This is a genomic window from Nocardia sp. NPDC051756, assembly GCF_040681495.1.
Taxonomy (GTDB): Bacteria; Actinomycetota; Actinomycetes; order Mycobacteriales; family Mycobacteriaceae; genus Nocardia.
Genome location: NZ_JBFAYV010000006.1, coordinates 680,253 through 701,207, shown reverse-complemented (window position 1 = coordinate 701,207; position 20,955 = coordinate 680,253). Strand labels below are relative to the sequence as shown.

17 protein-coding genes and 1 pseudogene are annotated in these 20,955 nt (G+C 66.6%); 11 read left to right on the top strand and 7 right to left on the bottom strand.

Annotated features, from left to right (window positions below):
• Positions 1 to 14: 14 nt before the first annotated feature.
• The 5 genes and pseudogenes from AB0M22_RS29355 to AB0M22_RS29335 form a co-directional block, all read right to left on the bottom strand.
• On the bottom strand, positions 15 to 215 hold the full coding sequence (locus AB0M22_RS29355) for a hypothetical protein (RefSeq protein WP_364733562.1): 201 nt from the start codon (positions 213 to 215) through the stop codon (positions 15 to 17).
• The gene (locus AB0M22_RS29350) at positions 212 to 1,540 is read right to left on the bottom strand and encodes a family 1 glycosylhydrolase (protein WP_364733559.1); all 1,329 of its coding nucleotides are present in this window, start codon (positions 1,538 to 1,540) and stop codon (positions 212 to 214) included. Before AB0M22_RS29350 ends, AB0M22_RS29355 begins: the two co-directional genes overlap by 4 nt.
• Before the next feature lie 383 nt (positions 1,541 to 1,923).
• Positions 1,924 to 2,859 carry a TIGR03621 family F420-dependent LLM class oxidoreductase gene (locus AB0M22_RS29345; protein ID WP_364733556.1) on the bottom strand — a complete coding sequence of 312 codons (936 nt, stop codon included), beginning with the start codon at positions 2,857 to 2,859 and terminating at the stop codon, positions 1,924 to 1,926.
• Between the two features lie 97 nt (positions 2,860 to 2,956).
• Positions 2,957 to 5,248: pseudogene (locus AB0M22_RS29340) on the bottom strand (MMPL family transporter); the annotation flags it as partial.
• A gap of 153 nt (positions 5,249 to 5,401) precedes the next feature.
• Positions 5,402 to 5,845, bottom strand: a complete 444-nt coding sequence (locus AB0M22_RS29335) for a MarR family transcriptional regulator (protein ID WP_364733553.1) — start codon at positions 5,843 to 5,845, stop codon at positions 5,402 to 5,404.
• 87 nt (positions 5,846 to 5,932) lie between these two features.
• Here AB0M22_RS29335 and AB0M22_RS29330 point away from each other — a divergent pair, with 87 nt between their 5' ends.
• The 9 genes from AB0M22_RS29330 to AB0M22_RS29290 all read left to right on the top strand — a co-directional run bounded on the left by AB0M22_RS29330 (position 5,933) and on the right by AB0M22_RS29290 (position 14,166).
• A complete protein-coding gene (locus AB0M22_RS29330) occupies positions 5,933 to 6,262 on the top strand; it encodes a rhodanese-like domain-containing protein (protein WP_364733550.1) in 330 nt (109 codons plus the stop codon).
• Between the two features lie 270 nt (positions 6,263 to 6,532).
• Positions 6,533 to 6,952, top strand: coding sequence for a nitroreductase family deazaflavin-dependent oxidoreductase (locus AB0M22_RS29325; RefSeq protein WP_364733547.1), 420 nt, complete (start codon positions 6,533 to 6,535; stop codon positions 6,950 to 6,952).
• A 121-nt stretch (positions 6,953 to 7,073) separates the two neighbouring features.
• Positions 7,074 to 9,368: a molybdopterin-dependent oxidoreductase gene (locus AB0M22_RS29320; protein ID WP_364733544.1), complete on the top strand. Its 2,295-nt coding sequence runs from the start codon at positions 7,074 to 7,076 to the stop codon at positions 9,366 to 9,368.
• Positions 9,369 to 9,501: 133 nt separating this feature from the next.
• A complete protein-coding gene (locus AB0M22_RS29315) occupies positions 9,502 to 9,882 on the top strand; it encodes a VOC family protein (protein ID WP_364733541.1) in 381 nt (126 codons plus the stop codon).
• Positions 9,842 to 10,399 carry a hypothetical protein gene (locus AB0M22_RS29310; protein WP_364733538.1) on the top strand — a complete coding sequence of 186 codons (558 nt, stop codon included), beginning with the start codon at positions 9,842 to 9,844 and terminating at the stop codon, positions 10,397 to 10,399. The genes AB0M22_RS29315 and AB0M22_RS29310 overlap by 41 nt, the downstream gene beginning before the upstream one ends.
• Positions 10,400 to 10,468: 69 nt before the next feature.
• Complete coding sequence (gene lexA / locus AB0M22_RS29305) at positions 10,469 to 11,119, top strand: transcriptional repressor LexA (protein ID WP_364733536.1); 651 nt, start codon at positions 10,469 to 10,471, stop codon at positions 11,117 to 11,119.
• A 24-nt stretch (positions 11,120 to 11,143) separates the two neighbouring features.
• On the top strand, positions 11,144 to 12,010 hold the full coding sequence (locus AB0M22_RS29300) for an NAD-dependent protein deacetylase (RefSeq protein WP_364733534.1): 867 nt from the start codon (positions 11,144 to 11,146) through the stop codon (positions 12,008 to 12,010).
• Between the two features lie 420 nt (positions 12,011 to 12,430).
• Positions 12,431 to 13,282 (top strand): alpha/beta hydrolase, encoded by an 852-nt coding sequence (locus AB0M22_RS29295; RefSeq protein ID WP_364733532.1) that lies wholly within the window; start codon positions 12,431 to 12,433, stop codon positions 13,280 to 13,282.
• A gap of 131 nt (positions 13,283 to 13,413) precedes the next feature.
• On the top strand, positions 13,414 to 14,166 hold the full coding sequence (locus AB0M22_RS29290) for a transporter substrate-binding domain-containing protein (RefSeq protein WP_364733530.1): 753 nt from the start codon (positions 13,414 to 13,416) through the stop codon (positions 14,164 to 14,166).
• Between the two features lie 107 nt (positions 14,167 to 14,273).
• Here the strand turns inward: AB0M22_RS29290 and AB0M22_RS29285 are convergent, their stop codons facing one another.
• Positions 14,274 to 15,836 carry an MFS transporter gene (locus AB0M22_RS29285; protein WP_364733527.1) on the bottom strand — a complete coding sequence of 521 codons (1,563 nt, stop codon included), beginning with the start codon at positions 15,834 to 15,836 and terminating at the stop codon, positions 14,274 to 14,276.
• 86 nt (positions 15,837 to 15,922) lie between these two features.
• On the opposite strand from AB0M22_RS29285, the gene AB0M22_RS29280 reads away from it, so the two are divergent.
• Positions 15,923 to 16,354 (top strand): MarR family transcriptional regulator, encoded by a 432-nt coding sequence (locus AB0M22_RS29280; RefSeq protein WP_364733525.1) that lies wholly within the window; start codon positions 15,923 to 15,925, stop codon positions 16,352 to 16,354.
• A gap of 17 nt (positions 16,355 to 16,371) precedes the next feature.
• Here AB0M22_RS29280 and helR read toward each other — a convergent pair whose 3' ends face one another.
• Positions 16,372 to 18,567 (bottom strand): RNA polymerase recycling motor ATPase HelR, encoded by a 2,196-nt coding sequence (gene helR, locus AB0M22_RS29275; protein WP_364733523.1) that lies wholly within the window; start codon positions 18,565 to 18,567, stop codon positions 16,372 to 16,374.
• Positions 18,568 to 19,052: 485 nt separating this feature from the next.
• On the opposite strand from helR, the gene AB0M22_RS29270 reads away from it, so the two are divergent.
• Positions 19,053 to 20,930 carry a S9 family peptidase gene (locus tag AB0M22_RS29270; protein ID WP_364733520.1) on the top strand — a complete coding sequence of 626 codons (1,878 nt, stop codon included), beginning with the start codon at positions 19,053 to 19,055 and terminating at the stop codon, positions 20,928 to 20,930.
• Positions 20,931 to 20,955 lie beyond the last annotated feature (25 nt).

Below are 20,955 nucleotides of genomic sequence, written 5' to 3'. Positions count from 1 at the left end.
AGCGCCTCCGGTGGTCAGTCGTCGCTGCTGAGGCGATTGCCCAGGAAGTGCAGAAGGGTGGGGTCGGCGGAGGTGAATCGGTCGACTTCTTGGCCGCCGGTGCATTCGTAGAGGCCGATGGTTACTTGGTCCGGCCGACGGGCGAGGACGCGCCAGATGGCTCCGGAGTGCTGCCAGCGTTGGAGAACCCCGGTGGGGTCTGCGGGTTCGGTCATCGGGGGACGGTGACCGGGTCCAGGCAGCTGGCTGCGGCGTCGACGAAGGAGCAGGGTTGGGGTGCTCGGGTGGGGCGGTAGTCGGGCGGAACGCCGCCGGCCTGCGTGAGGGCCGTGTAGGCGGGGACCGCGTCGGTTGGTCGCCGAGTGAGGGTGGGGTCGGTGAGCACGTCGACGGTGTAGAGGCCGAAACGTGGGGTGTAGGAACCCCACTCGTAGTTGTCGGTGAGGCTCCAGTAGTTGTAGCCGATGACGTTCATGCCGTCGGATTTGGCGCGTTGCAGCCAGTAGATGGTGTCGCGGAGGTTGTCGGCGCGGGTGTAGCCGTCGGCTCGGGGTGCGCCGTTCTCGGTCGGCATGCCGTTTTCGACTATGTAGAGCGGCTTTCCGGGGTACTGGCGGGTGTAGTGCTGGAGGGCGTAGTAGATGCCTTCGGGCTGTAGCGGCTGGGTCCACAGGCGTTCGAAGTCGGGTGGGCCGGCCAGCAGGGATTCGGGGGAGAGGCCGTAGTAGTAATCGATGCCGATGTAGTCGAGCCGGCCGCCGATCTTGTCGAGCAGCGGTTTGTTGATCAGGTCTTCGCCGGTGGGGATGTAGGCGACATTGCTGGTGACCTGCGCGCCGGGCTGCGCGGCATGGATGTAGTCGTAGATGCCGTTGTGCGCCTGCGCGATTCGGTCGTGCATCGCGGGGATGTCGGCGGGTGAGATGCCGCCCTTCTGTAACTCGTTGACGATGTAGAAGGTGGGCTCGTTGAAGGTGACCCACAGCGGGTCGGCCGCGGCGTAGCGGTCGACGAGGGCGCGGGCGTTAGCCAGCCAGTCCTCGACGATGCCCGCGTTGCGCCAGCCGCCGCGGTCGACCTCCCAGCCGGGGTAGACCCAGTGGTCGATGGTGAGCATCGGTTGCATGCCAGCCGCGGTGATCGCCGCGATGACGTTGTCGTAGAAGCGGAGTCCGCTCTCGTCCCACTCGCCGGGCCGCGGTTGCACGCGAGCCCACTCCAGGCCGATCCGGTAGACCTTGACGCCGAGTTGCGCGGCCAGGGCAATATCGGAGCGGTAGCGGGTGAAGAAGTCGATCGAATCGCCGTACGGGTCATGGGTTTTGCCTGCGGTGACGTAGCGCGACCAGTTGCTGTCGGGTGCATGGCCCTCGGACTGGTATCCGGATGCGGCGACACCCCAGCGGAAGTCGGCGCCGAGCGGGGCGACCTGTGCGGGTGGTTCCGGTCGGGCGGCGCCGGTTGCGGTGCTGCCGACCGTGAGCACTGCGGTGGCGGCCGCGAGGATGGCCAAGACGTGGCGACGGCGTGCTGATCGCATCGGACTCCTGTTCAACCGGGGGACCGGGCCATGGACCTGGGGGACAGCGTAACTGGTCGTATGTCCGTTTCAGGAGGATCTGCGGCGGTGGGTTGGTCGGGAAGCGAGGGGAGTGGTCAGGCAGCGAGGCCCTTCAGTGGGGAAGGGGAGTGGGATAGCTCGGCGGGCAGTTCGGTTGGGCTACTTCGGGTTCCGGAGAAGGGCGTGTCGTGTAGGTCAGCTAGAGCTAGTAGGTATGAATAGAGAAAATACATCTAGTTACGTAGATATGCGCATCTACGCATGCTGCTCGCCTGAGGTAATACCCACCACAAATCGCCAGCATTCAAACGCCCGACCCAGCCCTCTCATCAGCTCTGACAAGAGGGGCAGGTCCGGCGCAGCTACTCGGATGAGGCGAGCGCCTCGAGGATCTGCGCACCAGCCGTACGGGCAGCGGCCCGCATGACGAATCGGTCGAACCCCCAACGCTTCTGATGCCCCCGCAACTCGGTGACCAGCTCATCGACCGTGCCGATCAAGACGTACGGCGACCCGAGCAACTCGGCGACACCGGTCGTCGGAATGTCCTCGGCAAAGCGAGCACAGGCCGCCTCTGCGTCCTCGGTGATCTCCACGTGCTGCACCAGCGCCTCGAACGCCGGCCTACGCCCGGCTTGCTCCGCAGCGTTGCGCGCGAGCTCGACCTGCGCGTCGATCTGCTCGCGACCCCACCGAACCTCATGATTACGACCATCGGGCAGCGTCCGCCCGAGCCCGGAGAACCCGACGATCTCCGCGTTGGCAGCCGCATACCGAAGCACCCGATTCCCATTGCCGCCGACCAGAACCGGCACCGGCTCCTGTGCCGGCCGCGGTAGCGCCAGCGCCGCGTCCTGAAGCCGAACATGCTGACCCGCGAACGTCACCGTCTCACCGGCCAGCAAACGCCGCGTCGTGTCGGTGACCTCGATCATTCGCGAAACCCGGTCCGCCGCCGACGGATGTTCGCGCCCCTGCATCGTCCATTCCGCCGGATTGTGCCCGGCCCCGATCCCGAACAGCGCCCGCCCGCCGGACAGCACATCGAGCGTGCCGACCTCACCGGCGAGGATCAGCGGCTCCCACATCCCGGCATTGATCACGTTGGTGCCGAGCCGGATCGTCTCGGTGGCCGTCGCGGCCGCGGCGAGCGCGACGAACGGCGAGACGAACACCCCCGGATGGTCGGGCACCATCAGGGCGTCGAAGCCTTCCTTTTCGCACCCGCGGGCAAAGTCCGGCCAGGACCCGACCTCCATCACATTGGCGGTCATCGAGAATTTGATCGGAGCGTTCATGCTCGCCTCCCTTCGAGCTGCCCACGCTAATTCGGGTGCCCCGATGCCGGAACCGATTCCGCTACGGGCGAATTCAGCGGTGGCTCTGCTCCGCGGTGACGACGGGCAGTTGCACGGTGACCGGGTCGGTGATGGGCGTGGTTTCGACGAGGTCGGTCATGCCGCGGGTGCTGGGGTGTTCGTCGTCGAGGACGGGTTCGCCGAGGCCGACGCGTTGTTGGAGCCGTTTCATCCAGGCCGGCGCCCACCAGCAGTCGTCGCCGAGCAGTTTCATGATGGCCGGTACCAGGAGCATGCGCAGGATGGTGGCGTCGATGAACAGCGCGGCGATCATGCCGTAGGCGATGTACTGCATCATCACCAGGTCGGAGAAGGCGAAGGCGCCGGTGACGACGAGCAGGATCAGCGCGGCGGCGGTGATGATGCCGCCGGTGTGCGCGGTGCCGATGCGGACGGCCTCGGTGGTGGTCGCGCCCTTCGCGCGGGCTTCGACCATGCGCGAGAGCAGGAAGACCTCGTAGTCGGTGGAGAGCCCGTAGATGATGGCGATGATCAAGATGAGCACGTTGGCCTGGATCGGCTGCGGGGTGAAGTTGAGCAGGCCCGAGCCGTGGCCGTCCACGAAGATGAGGGTGAGGATGCCCAGCGTGGAGCCGAGGCCGAGCACGCTCATCAGGGCGGCCTTGATCGGCAGCACGAGGGAGCCGAAGGTGAGGAACATGAGAATCGTGGTGAGCAGCAGGACCACGACGACCATGAACGGTACGCGGCCGAGCATGCCGTCGATGGAGTCCTTCTTGAACGCGGGTTGACCGCCGACGAGCATGGTGACTTCGTCGGGTAGGTCCATCGAGCGCAGGTAGTCGATGGTCGCGTCGGCCGCGGCGGTATCGGTGGAGTCGGCCAGTTGTGCCTCGGTGCGGTAGACGCCGGGCCGGATGGTCGAGGCGGTCGGAGTGGCGAATTCGCCTGGTACGCCTGGTCTGAGGTCGGCGAGTCCCGGCGCGCGGTTGGCTAGTTTGACCGCGGCGCCGATGGCGTTGCGGTGGGCTTGGCGGTTCTCGTCGGTGTCTTCGGTGACGAATACCAGTTGCACCGGGTCGGACTTGCGTTTGGGGAAGGTGGAGTCGAATTCCTGCTGTGCGGTTCGGGTCGGGTTGTCCGGTGGCAGATAGGTTTCGCTGAATGTGCCGAAGGCGATGTTCTTGACCGGGATGATCAGCAGGAGCAGGCCGAGGATCAGCGGGATGGCGATCTTCTTCGGGTGCTGCATGACCCAGCGGGTGCTGCGGCCCCAGAGGCCGTTCTCGACTTCCTCGGCGGTTTTGGTTCGGCTGAACCGTTTGATGCCGAGCAGGTCGACGCGCGGTCCGAGGATGCTGAGGATGGCAGGCAGGATGGTGATCGCCGAGAGCGCGGCGAGCGAGACGGTGGCGATGGAACCGTAGGCGAGGGAGCGCAGGAATCCCTGCGGGAAGAACAGCATGCCGCCGAGGCTGATGACGATCATGGTGGCGGAGAACACGACGGTGCGGCCCGCGGTCATGACGGTGCGGCGCAGGGCGATTCGGGTTTCGTAGCCTTCGGCGACTTCTTCGCGGAAGCGGCTGACGATGAACAGGCCGTAGTCGATGGCGAGTCCGAGGCCGATCATCGTGACGACGCTGGAGACGAACGAGTTGACCTGGGTGAACTCGGTGATGAACCGGACGATGCCGTTGGCGCTGATGATGGTGAGCCCGCCGAGGATCAGCGGCAGGGCCGCGGCGACGAGGCCGCCGAAGACGAAGAAGAGCAGGATCGCGACGGCGGGTAGCGCGAGCAGTTCCATGCGGTGCAGGTCGTCGGCGAGGGTGTCGGTGAGCGCGCCTGCGATCGGTTGGAGTCCGGCGACCTGGACGTCGACCTCGGGGATGTAGAAGACGTCTTTGACGGCGCGGAAGTTGTTGACGATGTCGGTGTCGTTGTCGCCTTTGATGGCCACGGAGGCGAATGCGCGGTTCTCGTCGGGTTTTCCGAAGAAGTTGGGGTTGCCGGGTGCTGCCTCGGTCTGCCAGTAGGCGCCGTTGATCTTGTCGATCTGGGGGTATTTCTTCGGCAGGTTGTTCAGGCTGTCGACGATCTTGGCGCTGAACGCGGGATCGTCGAGTTTCACCCCGGGTGGCGCGGTGTAGACCAGGAGCACGTCGGCGCCGTGGTCGCGCAGGAACGCGTCGTCGGCGATTCGTGCGGCGTGCGCCGATTCGGAGGTCGGGTCGTCGAATCCGCTGGCGCCGAGGTGGTTTCCGAGGTCATAGCCGTATCCGCCGAGCGCGAGCATGCCGGCGCCGACGATGCCGATGACGAGGAAGCGGAACCGGTGGACGAGATCTCCCCAGCGCGCGAACATCAGGCGGCTCTTCGTAGGTGCGGGCAGGTCGGTCGGGTGGGGAGCGGCCTGTGGGCACCGATCATCAAGAGATTGCATCCTTCCGGTGGTCGCGCCCGAGGTGCGCGCTCTCCAAGCTACCGGTGTCGCGGAGCGGTCTTCCTGAGAGTTTTGCTAGGAAATGTCGGTGGGGCCAAGGATTTTGCCGAGTGTTCGGGTGAGTGTTCGCAGTTCGTCGGGGTCGAGTTTGGCGGCGAAGCGTTGGTGGATGCCGGCGAGGTAGCGGGGTGCGGCGTCGTGGAGTCGGGTGCGTCCGGCGTCGGTGATGGTGACGAAGGCGGAGCGGCCGTCGTCGGGGTTGGCTTCGCGGGTGACGAGTCCGGCGGTTTCGAGTTCGGTGACCAGGCGGCTGACTCGGGTGCGGCTGAGTACGACGCGTTCGCCGAGGTCGGTCATGCGCAGGGGAGGGACGCCGTCGAGTTCGAGCAGGACGTCGTACCAGGCGAGGGGGAGGCCGGTGGCGGCGCGCAGGTCGGCGTCGAGTTGGGGTACGAGTTGGGCGTGTACGCGCAGTAGGGCGGACCAGGCGTGGCTTGCCGCGCGGTGGTTGTCGGTCACGGGGCGATCTTACCTACTTGTGTGCGTCCGCACGCATATAGTAGCGTGCACACGCACATAGTTTGGTTTTGCCGGAAGGGAAATCTCATGTCTGACGTCATTGCTCGCGAGGAGCTGGCCGCCGCTATCGAGGCGGGTTCGGTGACGGTGCTCGACACGCTCGGGGCCGGGTATTTCGAGAAGGCGCATCTGCCGGGTGCGCGGGTGCTGGTCGAGTCCGAGGTGGAATCGACTGCCGGGCAACTGCTTCCGGATCGGGCGGCGGCGATCGTCACCTACTGCTCGAACGAGGCGTGCCGCAACAGTGAGAACGTCGCGGTCAAGCTGCGGGCGCTGGGGTACACGAATGTGCGCGCGTATCGAGCCGGGATCCAGGACTGGGCGGAGGCGGGTCTGCCGATCGAGGAAGGTGCCTGAATCGGTGGAGTAGGCGGACTGTGCGGCCGGTCCGGATCGGTCGCACAGTCGTCAGCGCTCGAATTCGCTTGTGCCGTTCGGCGGGCGGAGCGGAGCGGTTCCGTCGTTCGTGGAGCGTTGTCGGTCAACGACTTTGCGTTGTGCGATGTGACTTGCCCCTCGGTCGCGGCCTGCCGCTGCCGGTTCGTCACGGGGACGTGTCAGGATTCTGGCATGGTGTCGAATCCGCTGCCTCCGATTGCTCGCAGGTTGGCTCAACAGCGCTGGGTCATGCGCACGGCGCCCGTCGTCATTCCCGTCGAACGCGCGGTTCGGCGCTGGACCGACGGCCGGATGGGGGTGCTGGATCTGGTCGGGCTGCCCTCGATCGAGGTGACTGTCGCGGGGCGCAAGACCGGCATCGCGCGGACCACGTCGCTGCTGTATGTCCCGCGGGGGGAGGACTTCTTGGTCATGGGTTCGAACTGGGGTAGCCCGAAACATCCGGTGTGGTCGTCGAATCTGCGGGCCGCGAGTAGCGCGACGGTGCGGCACAAGGGGGAGCAGTTCACGGTTTCGGTCACCGAGCTGACCGGTGTGGAGCGCAAGCCCGCCTGGGACCTGGCCGTCGAATTCTGGCCCGGGTATGAGATGGAGTACGAGCTTTCCGGTGGGCGTCAGTTCCGGATTTTCGAGCTGCGTCGGGTCTGAGGTCGCGCCGAAAGGTGTTCTCGGCGTCTGTGAGTCGGGTCTGGCCGACCCGGACGAGTGGCAGCTGAGCTGACGTCGTCGACGTGGCAGACCGTTTGTCGGCAAGCCGGGTTACGGTGGGATGGTGACCACGCATCTGACGCATTGGGGCGCCTTCGAGGCAGACAGCGACGGTGAGCGGCTGACCGCGGTGCGGCCGTGGCGCGATGATCCGGAGCCGATGCGGCTGATCGAGAATGTGGCCTCCGCGCAGCACCATCCGACCCGGGTCGATCAACCCTATGTTCGGCTGGGGTGGTTGGAGCACGGGCCGGGTGCGCCCGGGCGTGGGGAAGATCCGTTCGTGCCGGTGTCGTGGGAGAAGGCCCTCGATCTGCTGGCCGGTGAGTTGGGGCGGGTGTATCGCGAGCACGGGGCCGAGGCGGTGTACGGCGGGTCCTACGGGTGGGCGAGTGCGGGGCGGTTTCATCACGCGCAGAGTCAGTTGCATCGATTCCTGAACTGCCTCGGCGGGTATGTGCGGCACGTCAACAGTTACAGCCTCGGGGTGTCGCAGGTCCTGATGCCGCATGTGCTCGGGCATCTCGGATTGCTGCTGGAACACGCCACGTCGAAGACGGTGCTGGCCGAGCACACCGAGTTGGTGGTGGCGTTCGGCGGGTTGTCGCCGAAGAACGCGGCGGTGGCGCCGGGCGGGGTGTCGCGGCACAACACGCGCGGGTGGATCGGGGCCGCGCGGGCGCGGGGCTGCCGGTTCGTGTCGGTCACGCCGTTGCGTGACGACACTCCCGCCGAGGCGGACGCGGAGTGGCTCGCGCCGCGGCCGGGCAGCGATACGGCGCTGATGCTGGCGTTGGCGCAGGTGCTCGACGTGGAAGGGTTGGCGGACAAGGCTTTTCTGGACAAATACACGGTCGGCTACGAGCGGTTCATCGGCTATGTGCGCGGTGCGGACGGGACGGTCAAGTCCCCGGAGTGGGCCGCGGCGCTGACCGGTCTGCCCGCCGAGCGCATCCGGGCGCTCGCGCGGGAGATGGCGGGGGCGCGGACCTTCGTGACGGTCAGTTGGTCGTTGCAGCGCGCGCAGTACGGTGAGCAGCCGCTGTGGTTGGGGTTGGTGCTCGCGGCGATGCTCGGCCAGGTCGGGTTGCCCGGCGGCGGGTTCGGGCACGGCTATGGGTCGGCGGCCAACGTCGGCGAGCCCGCGCGCGAGTTCTCCCCGCCGCGACTGCCGCAGGGACTCAACCGAGTCGACACGTTCATTCCGGTCGCGCGCATCGCCGACATGCTGCTCAATCCCGGACAGCCCTTCGACTACGACGGACAGCATCTGACCTACCCCGACATCCGGCTGGTCTACTGGGCCGGCGGGAATCCCTTTCACCACCACCAGGATCTGGCCCGGCTGCGCACCGCGTTCGCCCGCCCCGAGACGGTCGTCGTGCACGACCCGTTCTGGTCCTCGACCGCCCGGCACGCCGACTTCGTCATCCCCTCGACCATGTCGATCGAACGCGACGACTACGGCGCCGGCGAAAACGACCGCATCCTGTTCCCGATGAAGGCGATCACCCGCCCGCACGGCAACGCCCGCGACGACTACGCCACCTTCGCCGAACTGGCCGAACGCCTCGGCGCAGGCAAGGAATTCACCGAGGGCCGCACCGCCGAGGATTGGCTGCGCCACCTCTACGAAGAATGGCGGCTCCGCCACACCGGCCACGACCTGCCCGACTTCGACACCTTCTGGGCCAGCGAACACATCGAACTGCCGGTTCCGGACCCGCAGCAGATCCTGTGTGCCGACTTCCGCGCCGACCCCGAACGATTCCCGCTCAGCACACCGAGCGGCAAGATCGAGATCTTCTCCGAAACCATCGACAGCTTCGGCTACCCGGACTGCCCCGGCCACCCCGCCTGGCTCGAGCCCGAAGAATGGCTCGGTGCTCCCGCCGCCGCCGAATTCCCGCTGCAACTGGTCGCCAACCAGCCACGCACCAAACTGCACAGCCAACTCGACGTCGGCGAGTTCAGCCAAGCCGCCAAAATCGCTGCCCGCGAACCGGTCCGCCTGCACCCCGACGACGCCGCTGCCCGCAACCTGCACGACGGCGATCTCGTCCGCATCCGCAGCCCCCGCGGCACCTGCCTGGCCGGCCTGATCATCGACGACGCCGTCCGCCAGGGCGTAGCCCAACTCTCCACCGGCGCCTGGTACGACCCCGACCCCACCAACCCCACCTTCTGCCGCCACGGCAACCCCAACGTCCTGACCCCCGACCGCCCCTCCTCAACCCTGAGCCAGGGCTGCGCAGGCCAACTCTCACTGGTCGAAATAGAACGCTACGAAGGAACCGTCCCCAACCTGTCCGTGAACCAGCCGCCGGCTAAAGCTGCGGCGAACCACCTTTCGTGACGCTGCGGGCATGTTATGCGCGATCTGGCAGAGAGTGCGTACCTGCACCTGATGGCATTCGTTCGCTCAGTCGGTAACGGCACGGGATTAATTGCGGTGCAGGGGGACTCGGGGCGGCGATAGGCTCGCCGGCATGATTCTTCGTCACATCGCGATCGACTGCGCCGATCCGTACAAGCTCGCGTCGTTCTGGAGTTCCGTCACCGGCTGGCCGATGTCGGACGCGGATGAAGTGGACGACGACGAGACGTTGCTGGAAGCGCCGTCGCCCTTGCCCGGGTTTCTGTTCATTCGGGTGCCGGAGGGCAAGACGGTGAAGAACCGGATCCACTTCGATTGGATGCCGACCGAACGGACCCGCGACGAGGAAGTCGAGCGGGTGATCGGGATGGGCGCGACACTGTATGCGGATCACCGTACCGCCGACGGTCGTGGGTGGGTCACCCTCCTCGACCCCGAAGGGAACGAATTCTGTGTCGAGCGAAGCACATCCGAACGAGGGGTCGAAGGCTGAGCCCGCCCACCGGCACGACGGGGAATTCGGCGGCTGCCCGACCTGCGGCCACGACCTGGATCCGCGGGACCGCCACATCCGGTTCCAGCTACCGGACCCGGTACTCGACCTGCCCGATCGGGAGCTGACCGCCGGCACCTGGATGAGCGGACCCGCGCCCAACGATTCGGTGATGATGCAGGTCCCGGGAATGGGGGCGTTCATCCGGGTGCTGCTGCCCATCGACCTCACGGCGGGCTACACCCTGACCTACGGCGCCTGGCTGGCCATCGATCCACGCGAGCTGGTCCCGATCTTCGAGGTCTGGTACGCGCCCGAATACACCGGACTGGTGGTCAACGGGTGGCTGGCGAACGCGATCGAACCGTGGGGCCTGCTCGCATCACCCGTCGTCGCCACAGTCCGCGACGCCGACCAGACCCCGTACTGTGACCACTCCGGCGATCCACTGCTCGATCGCGTCCTGCACGAGCAGTGGCCGCACGAACTGTTCCTCGACGACCTCGGCAGAACCTGACCCGGATGCGCGACACTCCGTAATGACCTGTGCGACCGTGTGATCGGCGCCGACCTCTACGATGCCTCGGTGACCTACGACGACCTCGAGCATCTCGACACCTCCCGCCTGCCGGAGCGCCAGCAACGCATCCTCGCCACCATCCGCGACTGGGTGGTGCGGCAGGGCTACGCGCCGAACTCCCGGCAGATCGGGGACGCGGTGGGGTTGCGGTCTTCGTCGTCGGTGTCCAAGCATCTGAACAGCCTCGAGGAGAAGGGGTTCCTGCGGCGCAGCGAGACCATGTCGCGGCCGATCGATGTGCGGATGTTCCTGCAAGGGACCGCGCCGCGCGAAACCAACGAGGACTCGGTGGCGGTGCCGGTGGTCGGCGACATCGCAGCCGGCACCCCGATCCTGGCCGAGGAGCACACCGACGACATGGTGACGATGTCGCGTCAGCTGGTCGGGCGCGGCACGGTGTTCGGTCTGCGGGTGCGCGGGGATTCGATGATCGACGCGGCGATCTGCGACGGCGACATCGTGGTGGTGCGCCAGCAGAACGAGGCGCACTCGGGGGAGATCGTGGCCGCGATGATCGACGGCGAGGCGACGGTGAAGGTGTATCGGCAGCGCACCGGTCACGTGTATCTCGAGCCGCGCAACCCCGCCTACGAGGTCATCGACGGGGACAAGGCCGCGGTGCTGGGCAAGGTCGTCTCGGTGATGCGGCGCGTCTGATCGGCGGCGTCGTACGCTGAAATGATGTCGGAGATCTCGGAACCGGACTTGCAGCGCGCGGTCGATCTGCTGGCCGGTCGGCGGGTGGTGGTGCTGACCGGTGCCGGGGTGTCGACCGACAGCGGGATTCCGGACTATCGCGGGCCGTCCTCGCCGCCGCGTAATCCGATGACCTATCAGCAGTTCGTCGGGGACGCGGTGTTCCGGCAGCGGTATTGGGCGCGCAACCACATCGGGTGGCGGCGGATGGACGCGTCGCGGCCGAATCCGGGGCATCGGGCGCTGGCCCGGTTGGAGCGCATGGGTGTGGTCAGCGGGTTGATCACGCAGAATGTGGATCTGCTGCATACGAAGGCCGGGCATCGCCGGGTGATCGATCTGCACGGCACGTATGCGCGGGTGCGGTGTCTGGCCTGTGAGGCGTTGATTTCGCGGATGGCATTGGCGGAGTTGCTCGAAGCGGAGAATCCGGGGTTTGCCGAGGGGGCGACGACGAACGGGGTGGAGGTCGCGCCCGATGCCGATGCGGTTGTCGCGGACACCGACAGTTTCCGGATGGTCGATTGCGCCGAGTGTGGGGGAATGCTCAAGCCGGACATCGTGTATTTCGGGGAGAACGTGCCGAAGGATCGGGTCGCGGCGGCGTTCGAGCTGGTCGATGAGGCGGATGCGTTGCTGGTTGCGGGGTCGTCGTTGACGGTGATGTCGGGACTGCGGTTCGTGCGGCATGCGGCGAAACGGGGGCGGCCGGTGGTGATCGTCAATCGGGGAGATACCCGCGGGGACGAGTTGGCGTCGCTTACTGTCGATGCTGGATGTTCGGCGATGCTTGTCGCGCTTGCCGACAGTCTTGGGGATGCGCGCGTGCTCGCTGGATCAGCTTCGGCGTAGTCGGCTTTACTGCGGCGCAATAAGTGTCGTTGCCGGCGTAATGGAGTGGCGTTGCATTGGATGCGTGTCGGCATTTGATGCAGCCAGATAGTCAGCCGTTGCGTGGGACGACCTTTCGCCGTGAGCCAATGGCTTCTACGTCGCAGTTTGCGGAGAATTTCCCATCGAATGACTTATGCGACGCTCACGTTTGCGGTTGATGCAAACAAGCAGGCCATGCCGAACGGCAGCGATTTGGCGGCCGGAAACTCTTCCCACCTCAACTTATATCGCACAGGTGGGCTTGCGGCAAGGCCCCGTCAGTGCCGCATACTCGCAGACCCGAGCCCATCCCAGTCACCGGATAACTGCCGACCGCCGCGATTTTCACGCTGCGCACGGCCGGGCGGTACTGCGGATGACCGGGTCAGGCGCAGACGGTTGGAGTACGAACGCTTCGGCGTCACCACATCGCCGCCGGTGCTGCTGATCATGGGCGGCGGCGCGCAGATGATCAATTGGCCGGACGGATTCTGCACCGAACTGGTCGAACGCGGACTGCATGTCGTGCGCTTCGACAGCCGCGACACCGGCCACTCCACACACATGTCCGACGCGCCGGTCGTCGATATGCCCGCCGCAATGGCCGGCGACCTCACTACCGCGTCCTACAACCTGTCGGACATGGCGGCAGACACTGTCGGACTGCTCGACACACTGGGTATCGACAGCGCGCACCTGGTCGGCCTGTCGATGGGCGGAATGATCGCGCAAACCATGGCGATCCAGTATCCGGACCGGGTCCGATCCCTGACCTCCATCAGCTCCCGAACCGGTGCACGCGGTGTGGGCGACGCCGATTTCGCCGCCATCGGGCCGCTGGGTCCACAACCGCACGATCGGCAGAGTTATATCGACTGGCAGATCCGCGCTTCACGGGCAATCTGGTCGCCCGGATTCGAGTTCGACGAAGCCGCCGTCGCCGACACCGCCGCCCGCGTCTACGACCGCGGCCGCGACCACGAGGCGATGATGCGCCACTTCATCGCAGTCCTCGCCTCCGGCGACCGCACAGCGCAACTGAAGGCACTACACGTACCGACCTTGGTCCTGCACGGCGCGAACGATCGCATGTGCGACGTCAGCGGCGGCCACGCCACCGCAGAAGCCATCCCCGACGCGAAACTGATGATCTTCGACGGAATGGGCCACCACCTGCCACGCGAACTGTGGCCGACCTTCGCCGACCACATCGCCGAACTCGTGCGGACCGCAGAGGCCGCCGGTCACTGAGTTATCCGCGTACCGGCACTCGGCGCACCCCGATGCGGATACTGTCGAGCAGATCGCCTCGGAGATACCCGAGTCGGTTTGTGTGGTGTGCGGACGGCATTGCGGTCGGCGCACCGAAGAGAGGGACTCCCGTGCGCCGCAAGCTGTTTGCCGCCGTCATGCTCACCGTCCTCGCCGCCACCGGGCTCAGCGCCTGCGGCAGCACCGATCCGAACGTGTTGAAGATCGGCACCGAAGGCGTCTACGCCCCCTTCAGCTACCAGGGCCCCGACGGCAAGCTCACCGGCTACGACATCGAGGTGGTCCAGGCGGTCGCCGAAAAGCTCGGCAAGAAGGTCGAGTTCGTGCAGATCCCGTGGGACGCGATCTTCGCCGGACTCGAATCCAAACGCTTCGACCTCATCGCCAACCAAGTGACGGTCAACGACGAACGCAAGGTCAAGTACGCGCTGTCGCAGCCGTACACCTACTCCGAGGGCGTGATCGTCACCCGCACGGACAACAACGCCATCGCCACCCTCGCCGACCTCAACGGCAAGATCTGCGCGGAATCCGCGACCACCACCTGGGCCAAGGTCGCCACCAACGCCGGCGCGAAAATCGAAGCGGTCGAAGGCTTCGTGCAGGCCATCCAGCTGCTGAAGATCGGCCGCGTCGACGCCACCGTCAACGACAACCTCGCCGTCGCCGAGTACACCAAGAAAACCGGTGATACCAGCGTCCGGATCGCCGGCAAGACCGGCGCGGCCAGCCTGCAAGCGTTCGCGGCCCGCAAGGGTGATGCGCTGATGGCCGACGTCGACAAGGCATTGCTGACACTGAGCGCCGATGGCACGCTGGCAAAGATCTCCGAGAAGTACTTCGGCACCGACGTCAGCAAGTAGGCAACCTGATTGTCCGGAAGTGGACGAGCTGAAGACGTTCCAGCTCGTCCACCGAGCGCGGCCAGTCACTGGGCGGCTGGCTCGAACGCGGCAGCCCGCGAAGTCGTTCATAGAGCAGCGGATTCGAGCACGTCCACCTGCTCGGCCGTGGTGTCGATCGGCGCCCGCTTCGGCCGCAACGCGATCACCAACACCGCTGCCCCAGCGAGCGCGATGAACATCGTCCACACCGCACCGACATGCATCGCATGAATGAACGCATCATCAGCGGCTCGCACCAGATCCTGCCGACCGATCGCCGACGCCACATGCCTGGCCTGTTCCGCCGACACCCGCACCCGATCCTGCACCTCACCCGGCAGATCAGGCACCGAACCCTCGATCCCACGCCGGTACACGATCGACATGATCGTGCCGCCCACCGCGATCCCGAGCACACTGCCGGTCTGCCGCACGGTATTGGTGACCGCCGACCCCGCACCGGCCCGCGCCAACGGCAGCGTGCTCAGCAACGCCGCGGTCACACTGCCCATCACGATGCCGATCGACAGACCCTGCACCAGCAACACGATCTCGATCCAGACCAACGACGTATGCAGCCCGAAGACCGCCGAGCAGCCCATCGCCAAGGCCGCCACGGTCAACGCCGTCGCGGTCACCGGCCGCAGCGACCAGCGACGAACCAACCGAATACCCAGCGGCCCACCGACAATCGCACCCAGCGCGGCCGGCGAACTGGCGAATCCCGCTTCCAGCGGCGAGAAGCCCCGCGCACCTTGCAGATAGAAGGCGCTGTAGAAACCAGCCGCGGTCATCGCGAAAAGCAGCAGCCCGATCGCCACATTCCCGCCCCCGAACGTACGCTCCGCGAGCAGCCGAGGATCGAAACTGGGCTCCCGCAGCCGCAATTCGACAACCACGAACGCACCCAACAGAACAACCCCGACCACGATCGGCACCCACACATCCACCGGAGTCCAGGAAGCCACCTGCCCCGCCCGAATCAGCCCGTACGCCAACGCCGCCAGCCCGCTGATCGACAGCAACAACCCGGCCGGATCGAGTGGCCGCGGGGTAGGACTACGGAACCCTGGGATCAGCGTCACGATCCCGACCAGGCCGATCAGCACAGCCGGGACATTGATGAGAAAGACCGAACCCCACCAGAAATGATCGAGCAACACACCGGCGAGCAACGGCCCCGCCGCGATCCCGACACCCGCGGAGGCCGAAGAGATGCCGATCGCGGTCGCCCGCGCGGGCCCGGTGAACGTCCAGGTCAGGATCGCCATCGTGGCGGGCATGATCAGCGCGCTGCCCACACCCATCACCGCCCGGGCGGCGATCAGCTGGTCCGCGTCGCCGACATACGCGGCCCATATCGACGCGGCCGCGAACGTCGCCATGCCGGTGGCGAGCACGGTCCGGTGACCGAACCGATCACCGAGCGCGCCCGCGGTGAACATCAGCGCGGCGAAGACCAAGGTGTAAGAACCGGTTGCCCATTGCAACTGGGCCGGGGTGGCGCCGAGTCCGCGAACCGGGTCGGCGAGGGTCTGGAAGGCCAGGCCGAGGATGGTGTTGTCCATCCAGATCAGGAACGAGGACAACACGAGTACGGCGAGGATCAACCGCTGCCTGGACCTGGGCAACGTAGGAGACACGATCATGGAAACCTTCGCTAAGATTGGCAAGAACCTGACGATTAACTCTGCATAATCGTCAGGAACCTGTCAATACCGAGGAGGTCTTTTCGTTGGGTTCCTACCGGGACGAGGTCGGTTCGCTGACCTTCATGGTCCGCAAGGTCTGGCTGCACATGCGGTCGGCAATCGGCGAGGAGCTCAAGGCTTTCGGCCTGTCCACCTCGCAATACGCCACCCTGATGATGACCGCGGGCCATCCCGGAATGTCGGTCGCCGACATCGCCCGCGAGGTCGCCAGCTCCCGCCAGGCCGCCAACGAGATGCTCAACGGGCTCGAACACGAGGGCCTCATCGAACGCCACCCGCACCCCACCGACGGCCGCACCCATCAGATCGCCGTCACCGAGGCCGGCCGCACCCGGCTCGCCGAGGCGCGCGTCGCCGTAGCTCGCCGTGAAGCCGAATTGGAAGCGTCCTTCACACCCGCTCAGCGCGCCGCGATCCGCGACTGGCTCGAAGGCGTGTCCGACGCCTGCCACTGACCGAAGCGGCCCAACGCCTACCGGGGATTTCCCGCCTCGACGGGTGTGCCGGTCTCGGTGAGCCCGGTCAGCGCCTGCGGCAACGGTCCCTCGTGCAGCACGCCGAGGCGCTGAGTGGCGCGCGTGAGCGCGACATACAGTTCCGCCGCACCGCGAGGGCCGTCGGCCAGGATCCGCCCCGGTTCCACGACCAGGACGGAGTCGAACTCCAACCCCTTGGTCTCCGATGCCGTCACCGTGCCCGGCACGCCCGGCGGCCCGATCACCACGCTGGTTCCTTCGCGATCCTCTTCGTCCCGAACGAATTCTTCTATGGCAGAACCGAATCCGTCCGCCGAGACCTGTCTCGACCACGGCTGCACGCCACACGCCCGCACCGACTCCGGCGGCTTGACGTCGGGCGCGAACTCGGCGAGGACCGCCGCGGCGACGGTCATGATCTCGGCCGGGGTGCGGTAGTTCACGGTCAGCGCGCGGTAGACCCACCGGCCGGGCACGTACGGCGCCATCATCGCGTCCCACGACGTCGCACCGGCCACCGACCGGCGTTGCGCCAGATCGCCGACCACCGTGAACGATTTGCCCGGGCAGCGCCGCATCAGCACCCGCCAGTCCATCTCGGACAGTTCCTGGGCCTCGTCGACCACCACGTGCCGGTAGGTCCAATCCCGGTCCGCCGCGGCACGTTCGGCGAGGTCGCGGGTGTCGCGTTCGAGGAAGCGATCGGCCAGGTCCTCGGCGTAGAGCAGGTCCTGGGCGAACAGATGGTCCTCGTCGTCCATCATGTCCTCGCGGCCGACCATCACGTCCAGCACGCCCGCGGCGTATTCGGCCTCGGCTTTGCGTTCCCGTTCGGCGGTCTGATCGGCCGGCTTGTCGCGGCCCAGCAGGTCGATCAGTTCGTCGAGCAACGGGACGTCCGATACCGTCCAGGCGTCGGCGTTCGCGCGCGACAACGCCGCGTCCGCGCCCGCCGCGCGCAGCCGTTCCGGGGACGAATACAGCTGTGCCAGAAGCTGTTCCGGCGTCAGGATCGGCCACAGCTCGTCCAGGGCCGCGGTGAAGGCGGCGTGGTCGGCGAGTTCTTCGACCAGGTCTTCGCGCAGTTCCTCCCAGGCTTCGCGGTCGTCGCGGGTCAGCCAGTCCTTGCCGATCCGGGCGATCGCGCGTTCGGTGAGCACGTAGGTGATGATCTCGCGGAACACGTCGCGGGCCTCGTTGTGCGGGCGTCCGCTCCCGCGGGCCTCCTCCCGGGCCCACTCCGCGGTCGCGGCGTCGATGCGGACTGTGGTGTCGGTCAGTTCGATCGTCACCGGCTCCGCGGGCAGACGCTGACGATCGGCCACCGCGGCGGCGAGCACGTCGAGGATCTTCAGCGAACCCTTGAGCCGGGCCGCTTCCGGGGTGTCCTCGGCGGTGGTACGCAGTCCGGGCACCAGCTCGCCCGCGGTCGTGAACACCACGTTGGTCTCGCCCAGGGACGGCAGCACGTGCGCGATGTGGTTCAGGAACGCCGGGTTCGGTCCGACGACGAGCACACCTTGGCGTTCCATCCGCTCGCGCTGGGTGTAGAGCAGGTAGGCGACGCGGTGCAGGGCCACCACGGTCTTGCCGGTGCCGGGACCGCCCTCGATCACCAGCACGCCCGGATGGTCGAGGCGGATGATCTCGTCCTGCTCGGCCTGGATGGTCGCGACGATGTCGCGCATCCCCTCACCGCGCGGTGCGTTGACCGCCGCGAGCAGCGCCGCGTCGCCGCGTTCGCCGTCGTCGGGCCGGCCGAGCACCTCGTCGGTGAAATCGACTACCTGACGTCCGCGAGTGTGGAACTGGCGACGCCGGCGCATGTTCTCCGGTGTCGCCGCGGTGGCGACGTAGAACGCGCGCGCCGCCGGGGCCCGCCAGTCCAGCAGCAGCGGTTCGAACTCGTTCGCCTCGTCGTAGAGACCGATCCGGCCGATGTAGGAGCGCTCGCCCGACAGGGTGTCCAAGCGGCCGAAGCACAGGCCGTTGTCGGCCACGTCGAGTCGCTGCACCGCTTTGCTCAGCGCGCGGACCTGGTCCTCGCGCTCCATCGCGGACACGTCATGGCCGCGCAAGGCCTCGCTGTATCGGCCTTTCGCTTGCGCACGTTCGGCGTCGAGGCGGGTGTAGAGCCCGGCCACGTAGTCGCGCTCGGACTGTAGTTCCTCGTCGTACCCCTGAGTTGGCATGTGCCCCTTCCTTTTTGGTTGGCTCGACGTTGTCGTGTCGGTCATCCGAGCACCGGTCCTCGGCGAAACGATTGCCCCAACCGGTGAGACGCCGGCCCCACCTCGCCGTGCGACCCACACGTCGACGACAACACACCCAATTCGTGACTCCCATTCCCACCGGTTCTGGCCTCGGCCAGCGAGTATGCGCCTCGACCGGGGCCTTGCCGCAAGCCCCGGGGTGCGATATATATTGAGTACGGAAAGGAAATCGACTTCCTTTCCCTTCTTTTTGCCCGCACTCGACGGGCAACCTCCCCGCGAAGGCACCCGATCTTGCTGCGTCGTAGTGCGCGAACACCGGTTTCCCGCCTGTCTCGGCCTGCCGGACACCGCGATTCGACTTCACCGAAGCCTGTGAGGTGGATCATGCGGAGCCGCGTTTGACTATGCCGTGACGGCGAACGATGTCCTGGGTTCCGACACCATCAACCAGGAGGATCGACATGGCGTTGCCGGAATTCGTCTCGGTAGAGGATTTTTTCGCTGCACCCTTGAACGCGTCGCCGGAAATCTCGCCCGACGGCACCAAGGTCGCCTACCTCGCGCCGCGCAAGGACCGGCTGAACGTGTGGGTCCAAGACCTCGACTCCGGCGAGGCGCGCTGCGTGACCGCGGACGAGAACCGCAACGTCTACCACTTCCGCTGGACCGACGATCCGCGCTGGCTGCTCTACACCCAGGACAACGACGGCGACGAGCAATGGCACCTCTACCGCGTCGACCTCGACGACCCGGACGCGCCGGCGCTCGATCTGACGCCGTTCCCCACCGCGACGGTCATCCAGTTCGAACTGCCACCCGCACGGCCGGGTAAGGCGCTGCTGCACCTGAACAATCGGCAGATCGAACTGTTCGACCTCTGCGAACTCGACATCGCCACCGGCGACCTCACGGTGCTCGCCGATAATCCCGGGCACATCGCCGCGTGGATGTGCAGTCCCGACGGCGATGTGTTCGCCCGCGGACTGACCGCCACCGGTGATATCGAGTTCTCGCGATGGGATGGCGGGACCTTGCATCCCGTCGCGTTGTTCGACGGCGCCGACTATCCGATGGGTGTTTGGCCGGTCCAACCCACCCCGGACGGGACCGGAGCGTGGGTCGGTTCCAACCGTGGCACCGATCGAACCCGGCTGGTCCGGCTCGATCTGAGTACCGGCGTCGAAACCGAGGTCGACAGCCACCCGACGTTCGATCTGGACCCGCGCGGTGCGGTCGCTCCGGTGCTTCCGCCGCCGCTGATCCTCGACCGGCGAACCGGGGCGTTGATCGGCGCCCGCTACCTCGGCGAACGGCAGGTGATCCACGCACTCGATCCGCAGTTCGCCGCCGTGCTGGAAAACCTCGGGAAGCTCTCCGACGGAGATGTGGCCGCGTTGTCCTCCGATGACACCGGGCAACGCTGGGTCGTCACTTTCACCCACGATCGTGACCCCGATGTCGCGTACCTCTACGACCACTCCACGGGCGAGAGCCGCCAACTGTTCCGGCCCTACCCGCATCTGAACCCCGCCTCGATGGCACCGATGACCCCCGTAACGATCCCTGCCCGCGACGGACTGCCCCTGCTCGCCTACCTGACCCTTCCCGTCGGCATCGATCCCCTCGGCCTGCCGATGGTGCTGATGGTGCACGGCGGCCCGTGGCATCGCGACAACTGGGGCTTCGACCCCGCCATCCAGCTACTCGCCAATCGCGGATACGCCGTATTGCAGGTCAACTTCCGCGGCTCGACCGGCTACGGCAAAGCCCACACCAAAGCCGCGATCGGCGAATTCGCCGGCAAGATGCACGACGACCTCATCGACGCCGTCGGCTGGGCCGTCGACCACGGTTACGCCGATCCGCACCGCGTCGCGATCTCCGGCGGCTCCTACGGCGGTTATGCCGCCCTCGTCGGCGTCACCTTCACCCCTGACGTGTTCGCGGCCGCTATCGACTACGTCGGCATCTCCAACCTCGCCAACTTCCTGCGCACCATCCCGTCGTTCTCCAAACCTCACACCGCCAACAACTGGCACCTCTTCGTCGGCGACCCCGACGACCCACAACAGGAAGCCGACATGCTCGCCCGCTCACCGATCAGCCGCGTCGACCAGATCCGCACCCCACTGCTGGTCGTGCAAGGCGCCAACGACGTCCGAGTGGTCCGCGCCGAATCCGACAATCTCGTCGAAGCACTCCGCGGGCGCGGGGTCGAGGTCGAATACCTGATCAAGGACGACGAGGGGCACGGGTTCGTGAACCCGGAAAACCAGATCGAGCTGTTCCACACCATCGAACGGTTCCTCGCGCGGCACCTGGGCGGGCGAGAATCCTGAAGTCTTTGCGGCGGAGCCGAATTCG